The 19,073-nt window shown below is 70.2% G+C and carries 20 protein-coding genes; 3 read left to right on the top strand and 17 right to left on the bottom strand.

Annotation, left to right across the window (positions count from 1 at the left end; genetic code table 11):
* Positions 1-3: 3 nt before the first annotated feature.
* Together A5764_RS14070 and A5764_RS14075 are read right to left on the bottom strand one after the other, a co-directional pair.
* Positions 4-231, bottom strand: coding sequence for a ferredoxin family protein (locus A5764_RS14070; RefSeq protein WP_067114102.1), 228 nt, complete (start codon positions 229-231; stop codon positions 4-6).
* A 10-nt stretch (positions 232-241) separates the two neighbouring features.
* Positions 242-1,000 (bottom strand): GntR family transcriptional regulator, encoded by a 759-nt coding sequence (locus A5764_RS14075; protein WP_067114103.1) that lies wholly within the window; start codon positions 998-1,000, stop codon positions 242-244.
* Positions 1,001-1,202: 202 nt separating this feature from the next.
* Here A5764_RS14075 and A5764_RS14080 point away from each other — a divergent pair, with 202 nt between their 5' ends.
* Positions 1,203-2,402 (top strand): MFS transporter, encoded by a 1,200-nt coding sequence (locus A5764_RS14080; RefSeq protein WP_231989707.1) that lies wholly within the window; start codon positions 1,203-1,205, stop codon positions 2,400-2,402.
* On the opposite strand, the gene A5764_RS14085 is transcribed toward A5764_RS14080, so the two are convergent.
* The 5 genes from A5764_RS14085 to A5764_RS14105 are packed head-to-tail and all read right to left on the bottom strand — an operon-like array spanning position 2,386 to position 7,849.
* Positions 2,386-5,232: an aminotransferase class I/II-fold pyridoxal phosphate-dependent enzyme gene (locus A5764_RS14085; RefSeq protein WP_067114241.1), complete on the bottom strand. Its 2,847-nt coding sequence runs from the start codon at positions 5,230-5,232 to the stop codon at positions 2,386-2,388. The two genes, A5764_RS14080 and A5764_RS14085, sit on opposite strands and share 17 nt — an antisense overlap.
* 43 nt (positions 5,233-5,275) lie before the next feature.
* A complete protein-coding gene (locus A5764_RS14090) occupies positions 5,276-5,662 on the bottom strand; it encodes an antitermination protein NusB (protein ID WP_067114104.1) in 387 nt (128 codons plus the stop codon).
* On the bottom strand, positions 5,659-6,159 hold the full coding sequence (gene nusB / locus A5764_RS14095) for a transcription antitermination factor NusB (RefSeq protein ID WP_082951690.1): 501 nt from the start codon (positions 6,157-6,159) through the stop codon (positions 5,659-5,661). The genes A5764_RS14090 and nusB overlap by 4 nt, the downstream gene beginning before the upstream one ends.
* Positions 6,156-6,719: an elongation factor P gene (efp, locus tag A5764_RS14100; RefSeq protein WP_067114105.1), complete on the bottom strand. Its 564-nt coding sequence runs from the start codon at positions 6,717-6,719 to the stop codon at positions 6,156-6,158. The genes nusB and efp overlap by 4 nt, the downstream gene beginning before the upstream one ends.
* Before the next feature lie 14 nt (positions 6,720-6,733).
* Positions 6,734-7,849, bottom strand: coding sequence for a Xaa-Pro peptidase family protein (locus A5764_RS14105; RefSeq protein ID WP_067114106.1), 1,116 nt, complete (start codon positions 7,847-7,849; stop codon positions 6,734-6,736).
* 33 nt (positions 7,850-7,882) lie between these two features.
* Between A5764_RS14105 and A5764_RS14110 the strand changes: the two genes are divergently transcribed.
* Positions 7,883-8,623 carry a B-4DMT family transporter gene (locus tag A5764_RS14110; protein WP_067114107.1) on the top strand — a complete coding sequence of 247 codons (741 nt, stop codon included), beginning with the start codon at positions 7,883-7,885 and terminating at the stop codon, positions 8,621-8,623.
* Here the strand turns inward: A5764_RS14110 and aroQ are convergent.
* Genes aroQ through aroC form a run of 4 tightly spaced genes read right to left on the bottom strand, consistent with a single transcriptional unit; the run spans position 8,620 to position 11,877 of the window.
* Positions 8,620-9,057 (bottom strand): type II 3-dehydroquinate dehydratase, encoded by a 438-nt coding sequence (aroQ, locus tag A5764_RS14115; protein WP_067114108.1) that lies wholly within the window; start codon positions 9,055-9,057, stop codon positions 8,620-8,622. The two genes, A5764_RS14110 and aroQ, sit on opposite strands and share 4 nt — an antisense overlap.
* Entirely contained in the window at positions 9,054-10,142 is a 1,089-nt protein-coding gene (gene aroB, locus A5764_RS14120) for a 3-dehydroquinate synthase (RefSeq protein WP_067114109.1), read from the bottom strand. Before aroB ends, aroQ begins: the two co-directional genes overlap by 4 nt.
* Positions 10,139-10,672 carry a shikimate kinase gene (locus tag A5764_RS14125; protein ID WP_067114110.1) on the bottom strand — a complete coding sequence of 178 codons (534 nt, stop codon included), beginning with the start codon at positions 10,670-10,672 and terminating at the stop codon, positions 10,139-10,141. The genes aroB and A5764_RS14125 overlap by 4 nt, the downstream gene beginning before the upstream one ends.
* Entirely contained in the window at positions 10,672-11,877 is a 1,206-nt protein-coding gene (gene aroC / locus A5764_RS14130) for a chorismate synthase (RefSeq protein WP_067114111.1), read from the bottom strand. The genes A5764_RS14125 and aroC overlap by 1 nt, the downstream gene beginning before the upstream one ends.
* Before the next feature lie 144 nt (positions 11,878-12,021).
* Between aroC and A5764_RS14135 the strand changes: the two genes are divergently transcribed.
* Entirely contained in the window at positions 12,022-12,876 is an 855-nt protein-coding gene (locus A5764_RS14135) for a hypothetical protein (protein ID WP_067114112.1), read from the top strand.
* Between the two features lie 51 nt (positions 12,877-12,927).
* Here the strand turns inward: A5764_RS14135 and A5764_RS14140 are convergent, their stop codons facing one another.
* The 6 genes from A5764_RS14140 to A5764_RS14165 form a co-directional block, all read right to left on the bottom strand.
* Entirely contained in the window at positions 12,928-13,335 is a 408-nt protein-coding gene (locus A5764_RS14140) for an A24 family peptidase (RefSeq protein WP_067114113.1), read from the bottom strand.
* Between the two features lie 10 nt (positions 13,336-13,345).
* Positions 13,346-14,161 carry a shikimate dehydrogenase gene (locus tag A5764_RS14145; RefSeq protein WP_082951691.1) on the bottom strand — a complete coding sequence of 272 codons (816 nt, stop codon included), beginning with the start codon at positions 14,159-14,161 and terminating at the stop codon, positions 13,346-13,348.
* Positions 14,139-15,383 (bottom strand): endolytic transglycosylase MltG, encoded by a 1,245-nt coding sequence (gene mltG / locus A5764_RS14150; RefSeq protein ID WP_067114114.1) that lies wholly within the window; start codon positions 15,381-15,383, stop codon positions 14,139-14,141. Before mltG ends, A5764_RS14145 begins: the two co-directional genes overlap by 23 nt.
* The gene (gene ruvX, locus A5764_RS14155) at positions 15,376-15,882 is read right to left on the bottom strand and encodes a Holliday junction resolvase RuvX (RefSeq protein ID WP_067114115.1); all 507 of its coding nucleotides are present in this window, start codon (positions 15,880-15,882) and stop codon (positions 15,376-15,378) included. Before ruvX ends, mltG begins: the two co-directional genes overlap by 8 nt.
* Complete coding sequence (gene alaS / locus A5764_RS14160; RefSeq protein ID WP_067114116.1) at positions 15,883-18,600, bottom strand: alanine--tRNA ligase; 2,718 nt, start codon at positions 18,598-18,600, stop codon at positions 15,883-15,885.
* A 76-nt stretch (positions 18,601-18,676) separates the two neighbouring features.
* Positions 18,677-19,066 (bottom strand): secondary thiamine-phosphate synthase enzyme YjbQ, encoded by a 390-nt coding sequence (locus tag A5764_RS14165; RefSeq protein WP_197501411.1) that lies wholly within the window; start codon positions 19,064-19,066, stop codon positions 18,677-18,679.
* Between the last annotated feature and the right edge of the window lie 7 nt (positions 19,067-19,073).

Raw genomic sequence — 19,073 nt, forward strand, 5'->3', positions numbered from 1 at the left:
GTTTCAGCGGATCAGATAGGGCATGTTGACCGTGACGGCGCCGGTCGGGCAGCGGGCCGCACACGGGCCGCAGTACCAGCATTCGTCGACATGCATGTAGGCCTTGCCCGTGTCGGGGTTGATGGCCAGCGCGTCCAGCGGACAGACCTCGACGCACAGGGTGCAGCCGTCGATACACAGCGACTCGTCGATGGTCACCGGGACATCGGCGCGGTGGTTGACCAGCGTCATGGCTTGCTCCTCATCGGGTTGCTCTGATCAGGCTGCCGCGCATAGTGATTCGATCGCCGCGCATCCGGATGTATTCCAGGTCAACGGGCCTGCCGTCGTCGAGGCAGGTGAGCCGCTCCAGCATGAGCAGCGCCGCCCCGTCGGGCACCTGCAGGGTGGCCGCCGAGTGCGGGTCGGCGGGGATGGCCTCCAGCGCCAGCGACGCCGAGCCCAGCCGCTGCCCGCTGACCTGCTCGATGAGCGCGAACAGGTCTTGCTTTTCCAGGTGGTTCTCCAGCGGGTGGTCCAGGATCTGGTTTCCGATGTCGGGCGCCAGGTAGGTCAGGTCGAGGCTGAGCGGCAGGTCACCGAGGTAGCGCAGCCGCTCGACGAACACCGCCTGTTCGCCGGGTTGCAGCCGCAGCCGGCGGGCCACCGACGGCGGGGCGGTCACCGGCATGGCGGCCCGCACCTCGTTGCGAACCTCGCCGAGGTGCTTGAACGTCTCCTTCAAACCCAGCAACGCGTCGAGCCCATGTTCGTACTTGCGCTGCGCGACGTGGGTGCCGACCTTCGGTCCGCGGTCGATCAGGCCCTCGTGTTTGAGGACGGCGAGCGCCTCACGAACGGTGTTGCGCGACACCGAGAATTCGGCCGCCAATTCCAGTTCGGCGGGCAGCCCGTCCGGGTAGGCGCCGGCGTGGATCTGTTGGCGCACCACGTCGGCGACCCGGCGCGCGCGATTGGCCCGCGAGCCTTGACTGTCCCCGATCGGTACTGGTTGCGCCACGCCGTCACGCTATCGCCGGGCACGGCCATTTTCGGCCGACCGAGGAGCCCCGGCAAAAGCGCCTCAACGCATTGCGCCGGTGGCGATTCGGCCGCGACCAGCCCAAACCGGCGCAGGCGGCGGTATTGCGCCACCTCGGTGCGCTCGGCGCCTTTCCGATCCCACTGAGCGGAATCTCCGAAGCGTTGCTATAACTTTGCTCGTGCCCGCAACCTGGCTCACCCGCAACGTGCTGGTGCTATCGCTGGTATCGCTGCTGCAGGATGCGGCCAGCGAGCTGCTGTATCCGCTGCTGCCGATCTACCTGACCACCGTGCTGGGCGCGCCGCCGTCGGTCGTGGGGGCGGTGGAAGGCGCCGCGGAGGGCGCGGCGTCGCTGACCAAGATCGCGTCGGGCCCGCTCGGTGACCGGTGCGCCCGCCGCCCGCTGATCGGGACCGGTTACGGGATGGCGGCGTTGGGCAAGCTGATCGTCGCCGCGGCCGGCGCGTGGCCCGGGGTGCTGCTCGGGCGGGTGGTCGACCGGTTGGGCAAGGGACTGCGCGGTGCGCCGCGCGACGCGCTGCTGGTCGACGGCGTGACGGCCGCCGAGCGAGGCCGGGTGTTCGGGTTTCACCGCGCGATGGACACGCTGGGCGCGGTCATCGGGCCGCTGCTCGGCCTGGCCGGCTACGAGCTGTTCGATCACCGCATCGGTCCGGTGCTCTATCTGGCCGTGATCCCCGCCGTGGCGAGCACGCTGCTGATCGCCTGGGTGCGCGAGCGACCGCGGGACAACACGCGCGCGATCCGGGCGCCGATCCTCGCCGGTGCCCAGCGGCTGCCCCTTCGATATTGGCGGCTGGTCTCGTTCCTGGTCGCGTTCAGCGTCGCCAACTTCCCCGACGCGCTGCTGTTGTTGCGGCTCAAGCAGATCGGCTTCTCGGTGGTCGCCGTCATCTTGGCCTACATCGGTTACAACCTGGTCTACGCGATGGCGAGCTTCCCGGCCGGCGTGCTCGCGGACCGCTTCGGCCGGCCCGTGGTCTACGGCGTCGGGCTGGCGTTCTTCTCGGTCGCCTATCTCGGCCTGGGCCTCACGACTGACACCGCGATCGCGCTGGTGTTGATCGTCGTGTACGGGCTGTTCACCGCGTGCTATGACGGCGTCGGAAAGGCTTGGGTGTCAACGATTGTCGGCGATGAGCTGCAGTCCAGCGCCCAGGGCCTCTTTCAGGGCCTGAGCGGGTTCGCGGTGCTGGCCGCCGGGCTGTGGGCCGGATTCCTGTGGGGCGCCAAAGGGCAGCTGCCGCTGCTGATCTCGGGTGCGGTCGGCGCGGTGTTCGCCGGCGTCCTGCTCGGTGCGGCGGCCGTGGGGCCCCGCATTCCAGGCCGCGCGGACCTCCCTAGGCTCCCTCGGTAACCACCCGCGCGGCGCTGTCGCCGTTGCGCGCCGAGGCATCCGAGGCTTTAGTGGGCAGCTCGAAGGCCGGGAAGGCCGAACCGACCGCGGCCATCGCCGCGTTGCGCTGGGCCTCCATCCGGGCCAGCGCCGCCTCGGTGAACACCGACAGGCCGAGTTCGGGGTTGTAGCCGTGGATCTCCTTGACGTCGAGCTGGGCCAGGAAATAGACGATCTCCTTGGACACCGCCTGACCCGGAACCAGCACCGGAAAGCCGGGCGGATACGGCACCACGAAGGTGGTCGACACCAGGCTCTTGCCCTCGGCCAGCCGCCGGCCCGCCCGGCCGATCTGCACGTGCTCGCGGTCCGACTCTTCGTATCCGGCGTAGAAGGCCGACCGCATGTCGCCGAACTGGCAGGCGTCGACGGGCCGGAAGGCCATGTCGAATTCGCTGAAATCGGGCAGGTGCGGCAGGTCCTCGGTGATCTCCTCGATCCGGCGCTCCTGCAACGCGCGGTCCTCCTTGCCGCCGATGCTCTGACTGCGCTCGAAGTCGCAGGCGATCCGGCGCAGCACGTCGAGCAGGTAATGCACGCTCGACCAGGTGACCCCGATGGTGAAGATCAGCAGCACGCTGTTGATCGAGGTCTTGTTGATCTGGATGCCGAAGCGGTCCATCAGGATCTTCTCGCGGAAGTCGTAGCCGTTCATCCCGGTCTTGCCGATGAACAGCGTGGCCCGTGTCGGATCCAGCACGAACTGGTCGGAGCGCCACGCCTCGTTCCATTCGGCCAGGGCGCCCTGCCTGATCGAAGCGGTGGAACTAACCGCGGAGGCCCGGAACTCCTCGGGCACCAGGTCGGACTCGTCGAGGATGTGGAACCACTTGCCTATCAGCCGGTCCTTGCGGACACGATGCCGAAAGACCAGCGCCATGTTGTAGACGTTGCGCACCATCTCGAAGCCCTCGATGTCGACCTGCCGGCGCGCCAGGTCCAGCGACGCCAGCAGCTGCTGGTTGGGCGACGTCGAGGTGTGGGTCAAAAACGCCTCGACGAACGCGTCGCGGGTCAGGGCCTTGAAGTCCTGGTCGCGGACGTGGACCATCGACGCCTGCCGGAGCGCCGACAGCGACTTGTGCGTGGAGTGCGTGGCGTACACGCGCACCCGCGCGCGGGCCGGGTCGGGCAGCAGCCGCCGTTCGACCCACTCCGACCGGTTGACCCCCTCCATCGAGGCGGCCCAATCCCGGTACTCCGCAGCGTATTCCGGGGAGGCGAGCATCTGCTCGAGGCGCTCGGCGGACACCATCGCTGTGCGCTGCCGCGCCCACGGCACCGCCGTCGCGAACGCGTACCACGCCTCGTCCCACAAAAAGCAGATGTCCGGCTTGATGGCCAGCACCTCTTCCATCACGCGGCGCGGGTTGTAGACCACGCCGTCGAAGGTGCAGTTGGTGAGCAGCAGCATCCGCACCCGGTCCAGCTGCCCGGCGGCCTCCAGGTCCAGCAGCGCCTTTTTGATCGTGTGCAGCGACACGGCCCCGTAGATCGCGTACTGCGGCAGCGGGTAGGCGTCCAGGTACAGCGGGTAGGCGCCGGCCAGCACCAGGCCGTAGTGATGCGACTTGTGGCAGTTGCGGTCGATCAGGACGATGTCGCCCGGGCGGGTCAGGGCCTGCACGACGATCTTGTTCGCGGTCGACGTGCCGTTGGTGACGAAGTAGGTCTCGTTGGCGTTCCAGGTGACGGCCGCCTTGTTCATCGCCGCCCTGATGTTGCCGTGCGGGTCCAGCAGCGAGTCCAGCCCGCCGGAGGTGGTCGACGTCTCGGCCATGAAGATGTTGCGGCCGTAGAACTCGCCCATGTCCTGCAGCGACTTCGAGTTGAAAATGCTGGCGCCCCGGGCGACGGGAAGCGCGTGGAACTGCCCGACCGGGGCCTTCGCGTAGGCGCGCAGGGCGTCGAAAAACGGTGTGGCGAAACGGTTTCGCAAGCCCGCCAGCACGGTGCTGTTCAGGTCGGTGACGTCGTTGAGCCGGTAGAACGTGCGGTCGTAGACGTCGGGTTCGTCCTCGGTCTCCGCGGCGATCGACTCGTCGGTGAGCAGGTACCGGTCGATGTGCGGCCGCAGCTCCCTGATCCATTCGGCGCATTCCACCCAGTCCTGGGCGTCGTCGGCCACCGTTTCGTCGGCGTCACCGCAACCCAGCAGCGTCGTCATCAACGGCACCCGGTCGCGGGACCGCAGCGGCAGGTCATGGCGGATGATCGCCGCCTGGATCTCGCCGTTCAGCGCGACCGCGGTGATGGCATCTTCGATGCTGCCCACCACCAGCAGCGCGTACTGCACGTCGTCGGATGGGTTGCGCAGCGCCCGCAGGCACTCGGCCAAGCTGTCGGGGGTCGTCGCCGGGGCGTCGTCGGCCAGCAGCACGGTGTAGAACTGCTGCTTTTTGGCCCGCGCGACCAGCTCCTGCTCGGCCAGCGAGGCGGAGGTGTCGAACAGCCCCGCGCGGTCGCCGTATTCACTCAGCAGCCGCACCGCCAGCGAGACCTCCTCGGCGAGCCGGACCGTCGACAGGCTTTCCAGGTGGGCGCGGAAGGTCGCCAGGTTCTGGGCGCCCGGGTACAGCCAGTACCGCTCGTAGGCCCCGATGCGGTCCATCAGCCGCTTGACCTTGGCGATGTCGTGGGTCTTGTCCAGCCCGGCCAGGTCGACGTCGGCGAGGTGACGGCACGCGTCGTCGAGCAGATTCCACGTGTCCAGGCGCGTGTACGACGGGTTGGCCACCGCGGCGAGTGCGGACACGCGAAGGCGGCGCGGGCGCGCACTGTCTCGGTTCATGTCGTCATTGTGCTCGCCTGCGGGCACCGCGGGATCGTTTCGCTCAGCGATCCGGCTCGTCGCCGTCCACCACGCGACGGTTCGCCCGCCCGCTGTCCACCCAGCGCAGCACGGGGAGATCCCAGCGCCGCACGGGCAGGTCGGTGACGTCGCTCAGCGACCGCACCACGGCCTGCGTCAGGCCCATGATGGCGGCCATCACCGGCAGCAGCGGCTGCAGCGGCCTGGCCGCCGAGCGGACCGTGCTGATGCGGCGCGCCATGATCAGGCGTTCGATCGAGTGGTACAGCCAGGCGCCGACGCCCAGCGCGTAGATCGCCAGCGCCGACGCGCCGATGGTCCACCCGTAGGCGGCGCACACGACGGCGCCCAGCACCACCGTCGCGGCCAGGAACGCCGCGGCGACGACGCGCAGCTCCAGCCGCGTCACGGCTGCGGTCCCTGCTCCTCCGGGGCGGCGGCGGAACGGACCGCCCGGGCGGCCGCGCGGATCTGCGGCGTCACCAGCATGACCTGGCCCAGCACGCCGTTGACGAAGCCGGGCGACTCGTCGGTGGACAGTTCCTTGGCCAGCTCCACGGCCTCGTCGACGGCGACCGGTTCCGGCACATCGTCGGCGTAGAGCAGCTCCCACACCGCGACCCGCAGGATGGCTCGGTCCACGGCGGGCAGCCTGTCCAGCGTCCAGCCCTGCAGGTGCGAGCTGAGCAGGTCGTCGATGTGCGCGATGTGCTCGCTGACCCCCCGCGCCGCCGCGACCGTGTACGGGTGCAGCGAGGCCACCTCGGGATTCGAGCCGGCCAGCGCGGTGCGGACGTCGACCACCTCGGCGGGGCTCAGGCTCCGGGCGTCGGCCTCGAACAACAGGTCCACGGCGCGCTTGCGGGCCTGGTGACGTCCTTTAACGGGCCGCGCGGGACGGCTCACGCGTTGACGCGTCCCAGGTAGCTGCCGTCGCGGGTGTCGACCTTGAGCTTGTCCCCGGTGTTGATGAACAGCGGCACCTGGATCTGCGCCCCGGTCTCGACGGTGGCCGGCTTGGTGCCGGCGCTGGACCGGTCGCCCTGCAGCCCCGGCTCGGTGTGGGTGACCTCGAGTTCGACCGACACCGGCAGCTCGATGTACAGCGGCGCGCCGTTGTGGAAGGCCACCTGCACCGGCAGGCCCTCCAGCAGGAACCGGGCGGCGTCGCCGACCAGCGACTCCGGCAAGGGATGCTGCTCGTAGTCCTCGCTGTCCATGAACACAAAGTCCGAGCCGTCGCGGTACAGGTAGGTGGTGTCGCGCCGGTCGACGGTGGCGGTGTCCACCTTCACGCCGGCGTTGTAGGTCTTGTCGACCACCTTGCCCGACAATACGTTCTTGAGCTTGGTGCGCACGAAGGCCGGCCCCTTGCCGGGTTTGACGTGTTGAAACTCGACGATCTGCCACAGCTGGCCGTCGATCGCCAGCACCAGTCCGTTCTTGAAGTCGGCAGTCGTTGCCACGGTCGGTTTGTCTCCTAGAGAATGGCCAGTTCCTTGGGGAACCGGGTGAGCAGTTCCGGGGTATGCCCGGTGGTTTCGTCTGGCACGACCAGGGTGTCCTCGATGCGGACACCGCCGCGGCCGGGTAAGTAGACGCCGGGCTCCACGGTCACCACGGAGCCCGCCAGTAGTGTACCGGCGGAGGTGGCGCCGATTCCCGGCGCTTCGTGGATCTGCAGGCCCACGCCGTGCCCCAGCCCGTGGCTGAAGTTCTCGCCATAGCCGGCATCGGCGATGAGCTGGCGCGCGGCGGCGTCGACGTCGCGCAGCCCGGCGCCGGGCTTCAACGCCTCCCGGCCGGCCCGCTGCGCTTCGGCGACCAATTGGTAGATCTCCAGTTGCCAATCGGCGGCCTTGCCCAGCACGAACGTGCGCGTCATGTCGGAGTGGTAGCCGGCGACCAGCGCGCCGAAGTCGATCTTGACGAAATCGCCGTCGTCCAGCACGGCGTCGGTCGGGCGGTGGTGCGGGATCGCCGAGTTCGGCCCGGCGGCGACGATCGTCTCGAACGAGATCGCGTCCGCGCCGTGGTCGAGCATCAGGGACTCCAGCTCGCGGCTCACCTCCCGCTCGGTCCGGCCCGGCCGCAGGCCGCCGCGCGACACCAGCTCGGTCAGCGCGGCGTCGGCGGCCTCGCAGGCCAGGCGCAGCAGCGCCAGCTCGCCTGCGTCCTTGACCTCGCGCAGCGCCTCCACCGTCCCGGCGGCCCGCACCAGCTCGGTGGTCCCGCTGCGCTCGTGGAGTTCGCTGGTCAGGGCGTCGAAGCCGTCGACGGTGACCACGTTGCTCTCGAAGCCCAGCTTTCCCACGCCGGCGTCGGCGGCCCGGCCCGCCAGGTGGCGCGCGACGGCCCGCTCGATGGCGATCTCGAGGTCGGGGGCCTGCTCGGCCGCCTGGGTGCGGTACCGGCCATCAGTGGCCAGCACGGCGCCTCGATCGTCGGAGTCGTCGGCAAACACGAGCAACGCGCCGTTGGATCCGGTGAATCCGGACAGATAACGCACGTTGACCAGGTCCGTGACCAGCATCGCGTCCAGTCCGCTGGCCCCGATCTGCGCCTTCAGATTGTCTCGACGCTGGGAATGTGTCACGACTCTTGACGGTACTCGCTACGCTTTTCCCTCATGAGGAACTGGATGCTGCGCGGATTTGTGTTTGCGGCCGCGATGGTCGTCGTCCGAGTGTTTCAGGGAGCACTGATCAATGCGTGGCAGACCCAGGCCGGGCTGATCAGCATAGTGCTGCTGTTGTTGTTCATCACCGGCGTCGTCGTGTGGGGGGTGCTCGACGGCCGGGCGGACGCCAAAGCCCAGCCCGATCCGGACCGCCGCCAGGACATGGCGATGACCTGGCTGCTCGCCGGCCTGCTGGCCGGTGTGCTCAGCGGCGCGATCGCCTGGCTGATCGCGCTGGTGTACAAGGACATCTACACCGGTGGGCTGCTCAACGAGCTGACGACGTTCGCGGCGTTCACCGCGCTGATCGTCTTCGTGCCCGCGATCATCGGCGTGGCCTTCGGCCGCTGGCGGATCGACCGCAATCCGCCAGCGCGGCGCGCCGGCGCCGAGGACGAGGAACGCGCCGACACCGACGTCTTCTCCGCCGTTCGGGGCGACGACGCGCCGACCGGCGAGATTCCGGCGCAGACGGCGTCGGAGGCGCGCACCGAGGAGCGGCCCACGTCGGTCGCGGTTGCCGATCGGGGGGGCGAGCGCGAGGCGCCGACCGAGACTATCCGCACCCCCGAGCGGGAGGCCCCCACCGAGACGATCTCGACGCGGGACGACGACGCCAAGACCGAGGCGATCCGCACCGACACCGACGCCAAGCACGCCAGGCCCGGCTCGGAGCCCAAGCAGGACTAACCCTTGGCCGGCTCGGCCAGGTAGCGCAGGGCCAGCACGTAGCCCTGGATTCCCAGCCCGACGATCACCCCCGTCGCGACCGGGCTGATGTAGGAGTGCCGCCGAAACTCCTCGCGCGCATGCACATTGGAGATGTGCACCTCGATCAGCGGGGCGCTCAGCTCGGCGCACGCATCCCGCAGCGCCACCGACGTGTGGGTCAGGCCGCCGGCGTTGAGGATCACCGGTTGCCCGGCGTCGGCGGCCGAGTGGATCCAGTCCAGCAGCTGCGCTTCGTTATCACTTTGCCGCACAACGGCTTTGAGGCCCAGGGCGGCGGCTTCCCGCTCGACCAGCGCGGCCAGCTGGTCGTGCGTCGTGTCCCCGTACACGTCGGGCTCGCGCCGGCCCAGCCGGCCCAGGTTGGGGCCGTTGATGATGTTCACCGTAGTCACGAGGCCTCCAGCCCGCCGTACGCCGCGGCCAGCAGCGACGGGTCGGGTCCCGTCAGCCGGCCGGGCTTGGCCAGCCCGTCGAGGACCACGAAGCGGAGCACACCGGCGCGGCTCTTCTTGTCCCCGGCCATGTATTCCAGCAATTGCGGCAACGCGTCGGCGTCGTAGCTGACCGGCAGGCCCAGCGAGGTCAGGACGGTGCGGTGGCGCTGCGCGGTGGCGTCGTCGAGCCGGCCGGTCAGCCGGGCCAGCTCGGCGGCGAACACCAGGCCCACCGACACCGCGGCGCCGTGCCGCCACCGGTAGCGCTCGCGGCGCTCGATCGCATGCCCCAAAGTGTGGCCGTAGTTGAGGATTTCGCGCAGCTCCGACTCCTTCTCGTCGGCGGCGACGACCTCGGCCTTGACGGCGATCGCGCGCCGGATGAGCTCCGGCAGCACGTCGCCCGCGGGGTCCAGCGCGGCCTGCGGGTCGGCCTCGATGAGGTCGAGGATCACCGGGTCGGCGATGAACCCCGCCTTGACCACCTCGGCCATCCCGGACACGAGTTCGTTGCGCGGCAAAGTTTTCAGCGTCGCCAGGTCGACCAGGACGGCCAGCGGCTGGTGGAACGCGCCGACCAGGTTCTTGCCCGCTTCGGTGTTGATGCCGGTCTTGCCGCCGACGGCCGCGTCGACCATGCCTAGCAACGAGGTGGGCACATGCACGATGTCGACGCCGCGCAGCCAGGTGGCCGCCGCGAAACCGGCGACGTCGGTGGCCGCCCCGCCGCCGAGGCTGACCAACGCGTCCTTGCGGCCGAGCCCGATGCGGCCCAACACTTCCCAGATGTATCCCACCACGGGCAGGTCCTTGCCGGCCTCGGCGTCGGGGATCTCGATGCGGTGCGCGTCAACCCCCTTGTCGGCCAGGCTGTTTCGGATCACCTCGGCGGTGTCGGCCAGCACCGGCTGGTGCAGGATCGCGACCCGGTGCCGGTCCGAGAGCAGGCCGTCCAGCTCGGCGAGCACGCCGGCGCCGATCACCACCGGGTAGGGCGGGTCGACCGCCACCTGCACGGTGACCGGCCCGGTGCCGTCGGTCATCGGCGGGCCGCCGGGATGCTCTGTTGGGCTTGCAGCCGCGACAGGATGTAGCGGACCACCGCGCCCGGATTGCGGCGGTTGGTGTCGACCCGAATGGTCGCGACGCGCCGGTACAGCGGAACGCGTTGGGCCATCAGGGCGCGATACTTTTCGGCGCGATCTCCCCCGGCCAGCAGCGGCCGCACGGTGTTGCCGCCGGTGCGCCGCACCCCTTCCCTGGCACCGATCTCCAGGTAGATCACGGTGTGGCCGGCGAGCGCCTCGCGCACCCCGGAGGTGGTGACGGCGCCCCCGCCGAGCGACACCACCCCGTCGTGGTCGGCCAGCGCCGCGCGCACGGCCTGCTCCTCGAGGCGGCGGAACTCCTGCTCGCCGTCGGTGGCGAAGATCTCGGCGATGCCGCGGCCGGTCCGCTCCTCGATCGCCGCGTCGGTGTCGAGCAGGCCGACGCCGAGCGCCTTGGCCAGCCGCCGCCCGATGGTGGACTTGCCCGAGCCCGGCAGTCCCACGAGAACGGCTTTGGGCGCCATCACGCGGTTCCCCGGGCGGCCGGCGCTTCGCGGTCGGCGACGGCGCGCCGGTAGGACTCGATGTTGCGGCGGGTCTCGGTCAGCGAATCGCCGCCGAACTTCTCCAGCGCGGCGCGGGCCAGCACCAGCGCGACCATGGTCTCGACCACGACCCCGGCGGCCGGCACCGCGCACACGTCCGAGCGCTGGTGGATGGCGACGGCCTCGTCGCCGGTGGCCATGTCGACGGTGGCCAGCGCCCGCGGCACGGTGGAGATGGGCTTCATCGCGGCCCGCACCCGCAGCGGCTGGCCGTTGGTCATCCCGCCTTCCAGGCCGCCCGCCCGGTTCGTCGAGCGGACGACGCCGTCGGGGCCGGGGTACATCTCGTCGTGTGCCCGGCTGCCGCGGCGCCGAGCGGTCTCGAAGCCGTCGCCGATCTCGACGCCCTTGATCGCCTGGATGCCCATGACGGCGGCGGCCAGCTGGCTGTCCAGCCGGTTGTCGCCGCTGGTGAACGAGCCCAGCCCGACCGGCAGGCCCAGCGCCACCACCTCGACCACGCCGCCGAGGGTGTCGCCGTCCTTCTTGGCCGCCTCGATCTCGGCGATCATGGCCTGTTCGGCGGCCTTGTCGAAGGCCCGCACCGGGCTGGCGTCGATCGCGGGCAGGTCCCCGGCGGACGGCGGCGGTCCGTCGTAGGGCGCCGACGGTCCGATCGCGAGGACGTGGGAGAGCACCTCGACGCCGAGCGCCTGACGCAGGAACGAGCGCGCGACGGTGCCGGCGGCGACGCGGGCGGCGGTCTCGCGGGCGCTGGCGCGCTCCAGCACCGGGCGGGCGTCGTCGAAGCCGTACTTGAGCATGCCGGCGTAGTCGGCGTGGCCGGGCCGCGGCCGGGTGAGCGGGGCGTTGCGCGCGCTGTCGGCCAGCTCCCCGGGGTCGACCGGGTCGGTGGCCATCACGGTTTCCCACTTCGGCCATTCGGTGTTGCCGATCTCAATGGCGATGGGCCCGCCCAGGGTGACGCCGTGGCGAACCCCGGACAGCACGGTGACCGCGTCACGCTCGAACTTCATCCGGGCGCCGCGCCCGTAGCCGAGGCGGCGGCGGGCCAGCTGGTCGCCGATTTCGGCGGAGCTTACCTCCACTCCCGCGACCATGCCTTCGACCACGGCCACCAACGCGCGGCCATGGGATTCTCCGGCGGTGATCCAGCGCAACACGCGTTCATCTTCCCATGTGGGCCGCCACGGACTTAAATCCGCGAGGTCACACCGAAATCGACGCTACCGTCACGCCTGCTCGAACTTTTTCGGGCTGGCGTCGATCTGGATGGATGTGTCGGTGCTCCGGTCCACTCTCTCGGCATGGGCGAAGTCTTTGTAGGCAGCGAAGCGATTTCTGCCGGCGCGTTGAACGAGTACCAGTTGCGCCGGTGGTATCGAACTATCTTCCGTGACGTCTATGTATCGAAGTTCGGCGAGGCGTCGCTGAATGACCGCATGCTTGGCGCCTGGCTGTGGTCGCGGCGACGGGCGGTAATCACGGGCACTGCGGCGTCCGCGCTGCACGGTGCACGCTGGGTTGACGCCGATACGCCTATCGAACTCATTTCGAAGAGCGCGCGGCCCCAACCCGGGCTGATCATCCGAAACGAAACCCTTGGGGCCGACGAAGTGACGACAATCAGGCGGCTACCGGTGACGTCAGTCGCCCGCACCGCTTTCGACCTCGGCCGCCACCTGCCACGCCAGCAGGCGCTGGTGCGGCTGGACGCGCTCATGCGGGCCACGCCGTTCTCGTTCGAAGATGTCTCGGTATTGGGCAAGCGATACCGCGGCGCTCGCGGTCTACGACGACTGGCGGAGGTGCTGCCTCTGGTGGACGGTGGCGCTGCGTCGCCGAAGGAGAGCTGGTTGCGGTTGCTTCTGATCGACGCCGGACTGCCCAAACCAACGACGCAGATACCGGTCAACGACGGTTGGCGGCCCGTCGGCGTGCTGGATATGGGCTGGGAGGACTACATGGTCGCCGCGGAGTATGACGGCGACCAACACCGCACCGACCGCAGGCAATACGTGTGGGACCAGCGGCGACTAACCAAACTCGCAGACCTGGGCTGGGCCGTGATCCGGGTGATCGCCGAGGACAGGCGCGACGACATCCTCAACCGCGTGCTTCAAGCCCTCACCCGTCGCGGCTATCGCTCAGATCGACGCTAGCGCGCGACCTACTCGCACTTTTCCGCGCTGCCGTCGATTTCGAAGCGGACGTCACCCGAGGGCCAGGCTCACCGCCGCCGCGGTGGCCAGACACATCGACGGGCCGTGCGGCACGGCGCGCACCGAGCCGACCACACCCACCAGCGCGGTCAGCAGCGGAGCGCCCAGCGCCGCCAGGAACCACACGTCGACGCCGAAGCACCCCGCCAGCCCGCCCAGCCCGATCGCCAGCTTGACGTCGCCGGCGCCCATCGCGACCGGCGCCACCAGATGGACCAGCAGGTAGGCCCCCGCCAGCGCCGCCGCCCCGGCCAGCGCGGGCAGCCCGCGGCCGGTGACGGCGGCGGCCACCAGAATCAGACCCGCCCCGGGCAGCGTCAAGGCGTTGGGCAGGCGGCGGTGCCGGATGTCGCAGAAGCTCAGGGCGCCCATCCACAGCAACACGACCCCGGCGGCCATGCGCGGCAGGCTAACGCAGCGCCGCCTCCATCGCCGCTCGCGGCGCGGGCAGCCCGGTGAACTGTTCCACCTGCGCGAACGCCTGATGCAGCAGCATCTGCAGACCGCTGATCACCCGGCCGCCCGCGGCGGGGACCGCCGCGGCCAGCGGGGTGGGCCAGGGGTCGTAGACAGCGTCCAGCAGCACCGGGATCGCGGCGAACGTGCCCGCGTACCGCGCCGCCACGTCGGCCGGGATGGTGCTGACCAGCACCTCGGCGGCCGAAACCTCGTCGGCCAGCGCGCCGCTGCCGAGGCCGCAGAACCGCGTCGCCAGGCCTATCCGGGTGCCGAGATCCACCAGCCGCTCGCCCTTCTCGCGATCGCGCGCGACGACAGTGACACCGGTGGCACCGAGCCGGGCCAGGCCGACGACGGCCGCCGGCGCGGTGCCGCCCGATCCACAGACCAGCGCCCATCCAGAGGCTCCCCCGATTGACGCGACGGCGCCCGACACCCCGTCGATGTCGGTGTTGTCGGCCCGCCACCCGGCCGGCGTGCGCACCAGGGTGTTGGCCGAGCCGACCAGCGCCGCCCGCTCGGTGCGCTCGTCGGCGAAGCGCAGCGCGGCGAACTTGCCCGGCTTGGTCACCGACACGCCGACCCACTCGGGCCCGAACCCGCCGACCACGCCCGGCAGCTCGTCGGCGCCGCACTCGATGCGCTCATAGGTCCAGTCGTGCAGGCCCAGCGCGCGGTAGGCGGCCAGGTGCAGTTGCGGGGAACGGGAATGGGCGATCGGCGAGCCGAGGACGGCCGCCTTCCTAGCGCGTGCTGTCGAGGACACCGTTGCGCTTAGCCAGCTCGATGTTGGCCAAATGCTGCTGATAATCCTTGGTGAACAGCGTCGTGCCCTGGCCGTCGATGGTGACGAAGTACAGCCAGTCACCCGGCTCCGGGTGCTCGGCCGCGCGCAGCGCGTCCACGCCCGGCGAGCAGATCGCCGTGGCGGGCAGCCCCTGGGACACATAGGTGTTCCACGGGGTCTTCTGAGCGCGGTCGGCGTCGGTGGTGGCCACCTCCCGGCGGTCCAGCGGGTAGTTCACGGTCGAGTCGAATTCCAGCGTGTGGTGGGCGTGCAGGCGGTTGTAGATGACCTGCGCCACCTTCGGGAAGTCCTGCATGTTGGATTCCTGCTGCACCAGCGACGCCACCACCAGGATGTCGTAGGGCGACAGCCCCATGGCCTGCGCGGAGTCCAGCAGGCCCGACCTCATGTACTCCACGGCGCCCCCGCTGATCAGGCCGGTCAGGATGCTTTCGGCCGACGACGAGGGATCGACGTTGAAGGTCCCCGGCGCGATGAGGCCCTCGATGCGGCGGTGGTCCTTGCCCAGCTCGTTGACCGGTTCAACGGCCCACGGCGGCACCGCCAGGGACAGGGGGCTGGTGTTGGAGGCCGCCGCGCGCAGGTCGTCGACGGAGACGCAGCGCCGGTTGCCGTCGAGGTCGACGCAGGTGGCCCGGGAAATCAGCGTCAGGATGCCGGGGGTCAGCACGTTGGTCTTCATGTCGGTGGTGTCGTCGAGCTGACGGCCCTCCGGGATGACCAGGCGCCCCACCCGGCTGTTGGGGTCGGCCAGCCGCGCTACGGCGTTGGCGGCGGGGATCTCGGTGCGCAACCGGTAGAAGCCGGGCTGGATCGAGGTGATCGCGGAGTTGCCGTGCGCGGCGTTGACGAACGCCCGCACCGTGGCGATCACGCCCTGGTTGTGCAGCGTCTCCCCGACCATCGTCGTCGAGTCGCCGGACTGGATCTGGATCACGATGTCCCGCTTGCCGCCGCCGCTGTAGTCGTCGCCGGACCCGAACACCGTGTTCCACAGCCGGGTGCCGACGAAGACGACCACGACCATGAGCACGACGAGCAGGGCGAGCGCGATCCGGCCGGCGAAGCGCTTACGCCGCTTGCCGCGTTCGGCCTGGTTTCGGGCGACCCGGCTCATCCGGCGTCGCGGCGGCCCGACCGCCTCGGGCTCGGCCCGCTGGCCCCGCGCGCTGTCAACCATCGGTGACCCCCCTCGCCACCGCGTCGCGACGCTGGTCGAGCCAGCTCTGCAGGATCGCCACCGCCGCCGCCTGGTCGATCACCGACCGCTGCTGCCGGGCCTTCACGCCCGCCGCGCGCAGCGACCGCTGGGCGCTCACGGTGGTCAGCCGCTCGTCGGCGAGCCGCACCGGGGTGGGGGCGATCCGCCGGGCCAGGGCCTCGGCCAGCTCGATCGCGTCCTGCGCCGACGGCCCGGTGCGGTCGGCCAGGGTGCGGGGCAGGCCGACGACGACCTCGACCGCCTCCAGCTCGGCGGCCAGCTCGGCCAGCCGGCGCAGGTGCTTGCCGGAGCGGTCGCGGCGCACCGTCTCCACCGGGGTGGCCAGGATGCCGTCGGGGTCGCTGGCGGCCACGCCGATGCGCACCCTGCCCACGTCGACGCCGACCCGTCGGCCCGGCCCGGGGTCCTGGTCAGGATCGCCGGGCCGGTCGGGGAGGCGGTGCTGTGTCAAGACCACTCAACCGACCCGCTTTATCTCTGCGCGCACCGCGTCGAGTGCGGCATCGATGCCGGTCGGGTCTTTTCCTGAGCCCTGCGCCAGGTCGGCCTTGCCGCCGCCGCGGCCGTCGACGGCGACGGCGAGCTGTTTGACCAGGTCGTTGGCGCGCAGGCCGAGATCTTGGGCGGCCGCGTTGGCGGCGACGGCATACGGGACGCTCGACCCGCCGTCGCCCGCCGAACTCACAGCTATCAGCGCCACCACCGCCGGATCGCTGCCGAGCTTGCCGCGGATGTCGCCGACCAGGGAGCGCAGGTCGGCCGCCGTCGTCCCGCTCGACATCCGTTGCGCCACCACACGCACGTTACCGATCCGCTCGGCGCCGGCCGCGGCGTTGGTGGCGGCGGCCTTCGCGCCCGCCAGCCGGGCGCGTTCGAGTTCCTTCTCGGCGGCCTTGAGCCGCTCCACCAGGTTGGCCACCCGGGCCGGCACCTCTTCGGAGGGCACCTTCAGCGACGACGCCAGCCCGGCCATCAGGGCGCGCTCCTTGGCCAGATGCCGGAAGGATTCCAGCCCGACGTAGGCCTCGACGCGGCGGGTCCCGGAGCCGATCGAGGATTCACCCAGGATCGTCACCGGGCCGATCTGCGCCGAGTTGTGCACGTGCGTCCCGCCGCACAGCTCGAGCGAGAACGGTCCGCCGATCTCGACCACGCGCACCTCGTCGGGATAGGCCTCGCCGAACAGCGCCATCGCCCCCATCGCCTTGGCCTTCTCCAGCTGCTCGGTGAAGGTGTGCACCTCGAAGTCGGCCTGCACGGCCTCGTTGGTGACCTCTTCGATCTGGGTGCGCTGCTCCTCGCTCAGCGGCCCCTGCCAGTTGAAGTCGAACCGCAGGTAGCCCGGCCGGTTCAGCGACCCGGCCTGCACGGCGTTGGGGCCCAGCACTTGTCGCAGGGCGGCGTGCACCATGTGGGTGCCCGAGTGGCCCTGGGTGGCGCCCCGGCGCCAGCCCGGGTCCACCGCGGCGACCACGGTGTCGCCCTCCACGAATTCCCCGGACTCCACGTTGACGCGGTGCACCCACAGGGTTTTGGCGATCTTCTGCACGTCGGTCACCGCCGCCCGGGCGCTCTCGTTGGCCCCGGTCCCGCCGATGGTGCCCTCGTCGGCGATCTGCCCGCCCGACTCGGCGTAAAGCGGGGTGCGGTCCAGCACCAGTTCGACGCGGTCCGCCCCGGCGCCCTCCCCTTGCGATCCGTGCGCGACCACCGGCACCCGCTTGCCGTCCACGAAAATGCCGAGAACCCTTGCCTCGGAGGCCAATTCGTCAAAGCCGGTGAACTCGGTGGGCCCGGCGTCGACCAGCTCGCGGTAGGCGCTCAGGTCGGCATGCGCGTGCTTGCGGGCGGCGGCGTCGGCCTTGGCGCGGCGCCGCTGTTCGGCCATCAGTTCCCTAAAGCCGATCTCGTCGACCTGCAGGCCGGCCTCGGCGGCCATCTCGAGGGTGAGCTCGATCGGGAAGCCGTAGGTGTCGTGCAGGGTGAAGGCGTCGGAGCCGGAAACCACGGTGGCGCCCGCCGCCTTGGTGGCGCCCGCGACGTCCTCGAACAGCCTGGAGCCCGACGCCAGCGTGCGGTTGAACGCGGTCTCCTCGGCTACGGCGATGCGCCTGATCCGGTCGAAATCGGTGACCAGTTCCGGATACGACGGGCCCATCGAGTCGCGCACCGTGGCCATCAGGTCACCGACGACGGGTTCCTCGATGCCCAGCAGCTTGGCCGAGCGGATCACCCGGCGCAGCAGCCGGCGCAACACGTAGCCGCGCCCGTCGTTGCCGGGGCTGACGCCGTCGCCGATCAGGATGGCCGCGGTGCGGCTGTGGTCGGCGATGACGCGGTAGCGCACGTCGTCCTCGTGGTTGCCGGCGTCATAAGGACGCGGGGCGCGGGCGGCCACGGCGTCGATCACCGGCCGCAGCAGGTCCGTCTCGTAGACGTTGTGCACGCCCTGCAGCACGAACGCGACCCGCTCGACGCCCATGCCGGTGTCGATGTTCTTGCGCGGCAACGGCCCGAGGATCTCGAAGTCGGTCTTGCCGGTGCCCTCGCCGCGCTCGCTCTGCATGAACACCAGGTTCCACAGCTCGACGTAGCGGTCCTCGTTGGCGATCGGGCCGCCGCCGACGCCGAACTCTTCGCCGCGGTCGTAGTAGATCTCCGACGACGGGCCGCACGGTCCGGGGATGCCCATCGACCAGTAGTTGTCCTCCATGCCGCGGCGCTGGATCCGCTCGGCCGGCAGCCCGGCGATCTCCTGCCACAGCGAAAACGCCTCGTCGTCGTCGAAATAAACGGTGGCCCAGAGCCGTTCGGGATCCAGCCCGTATCCGCCGTCGGAGATGGGATTGGTCAGCAGCGACCACGCGAGTTCGATGGCCCGGCGCTTGAAGTAGTCGCCGAACGAGAAGTTGCCGGCCATCTGGAAGAAGGTGTTGTGCCGGGTGGTGATGCCCACCTCGTCGATGTCGGGCGTGCGGATGCACTTCTGGATGCTGGTGGCCGTCGTGTAGGGCGGCGTGCGCGCGCCCAGGAAGAACGGCACGAACTGAACCATGCCGGCGTTGACGAACAGCAGATTGGGGTCGTCGAGGATCACCGAGGCGCTCGGCACTTCGGTGTGGCCCGCCTTCACGAAGTGATCGAGGAATCGCTTCCTGATCTCGTGTGTCTGCACTGTCGTTCGCTTCTTCCTTGTAGCCCGCTAGCCTGACGTACCTTTCCAGCCTATTCGCCGGTCGAGTGCGCTCCCGCTAACCCTCCAGGAAGCTCAGCCGAACCGACCGCCGCGGGTTGTCCCGGTTCAGGTCGACCAGCACGATGCTCTGCCAGGTGCCCAGCTGCGGGTCGCCGCTGGCGACCGGCACCGTGACCGACGGCGCGACGATCGCCGGCAACACGTGGTCGGCGCCGTGCCCCGGGGAGCCGTGCTCGTGCCGGTAGCGATCGTCGCGCGGCAACAGCCGTTCCAGCGTGTCGACCAGGTCGTCGTCGGAGCCGGCGCCGGTCTCGATGATCGCGACCCCCGCCGTCGCGTGGGGGACGAACACGTTGCACAGACCGTCGCCGTAGCTGAAGCAGAACCGGCGCACCGCATCGGTCAGATCGACGATGCGGCGACGCGCGGTGTCCACCTCCAGCACATCGGTA

The organism is Mycobacterium sp. 852002-51057_SCH5723018, assembly GCF_001667035.1.
Lineage (GTDB): Bacteria > Actinomycetota > Actinomycetes > Mycobacteriales > Mycobacteriaceae > Mycobacterium.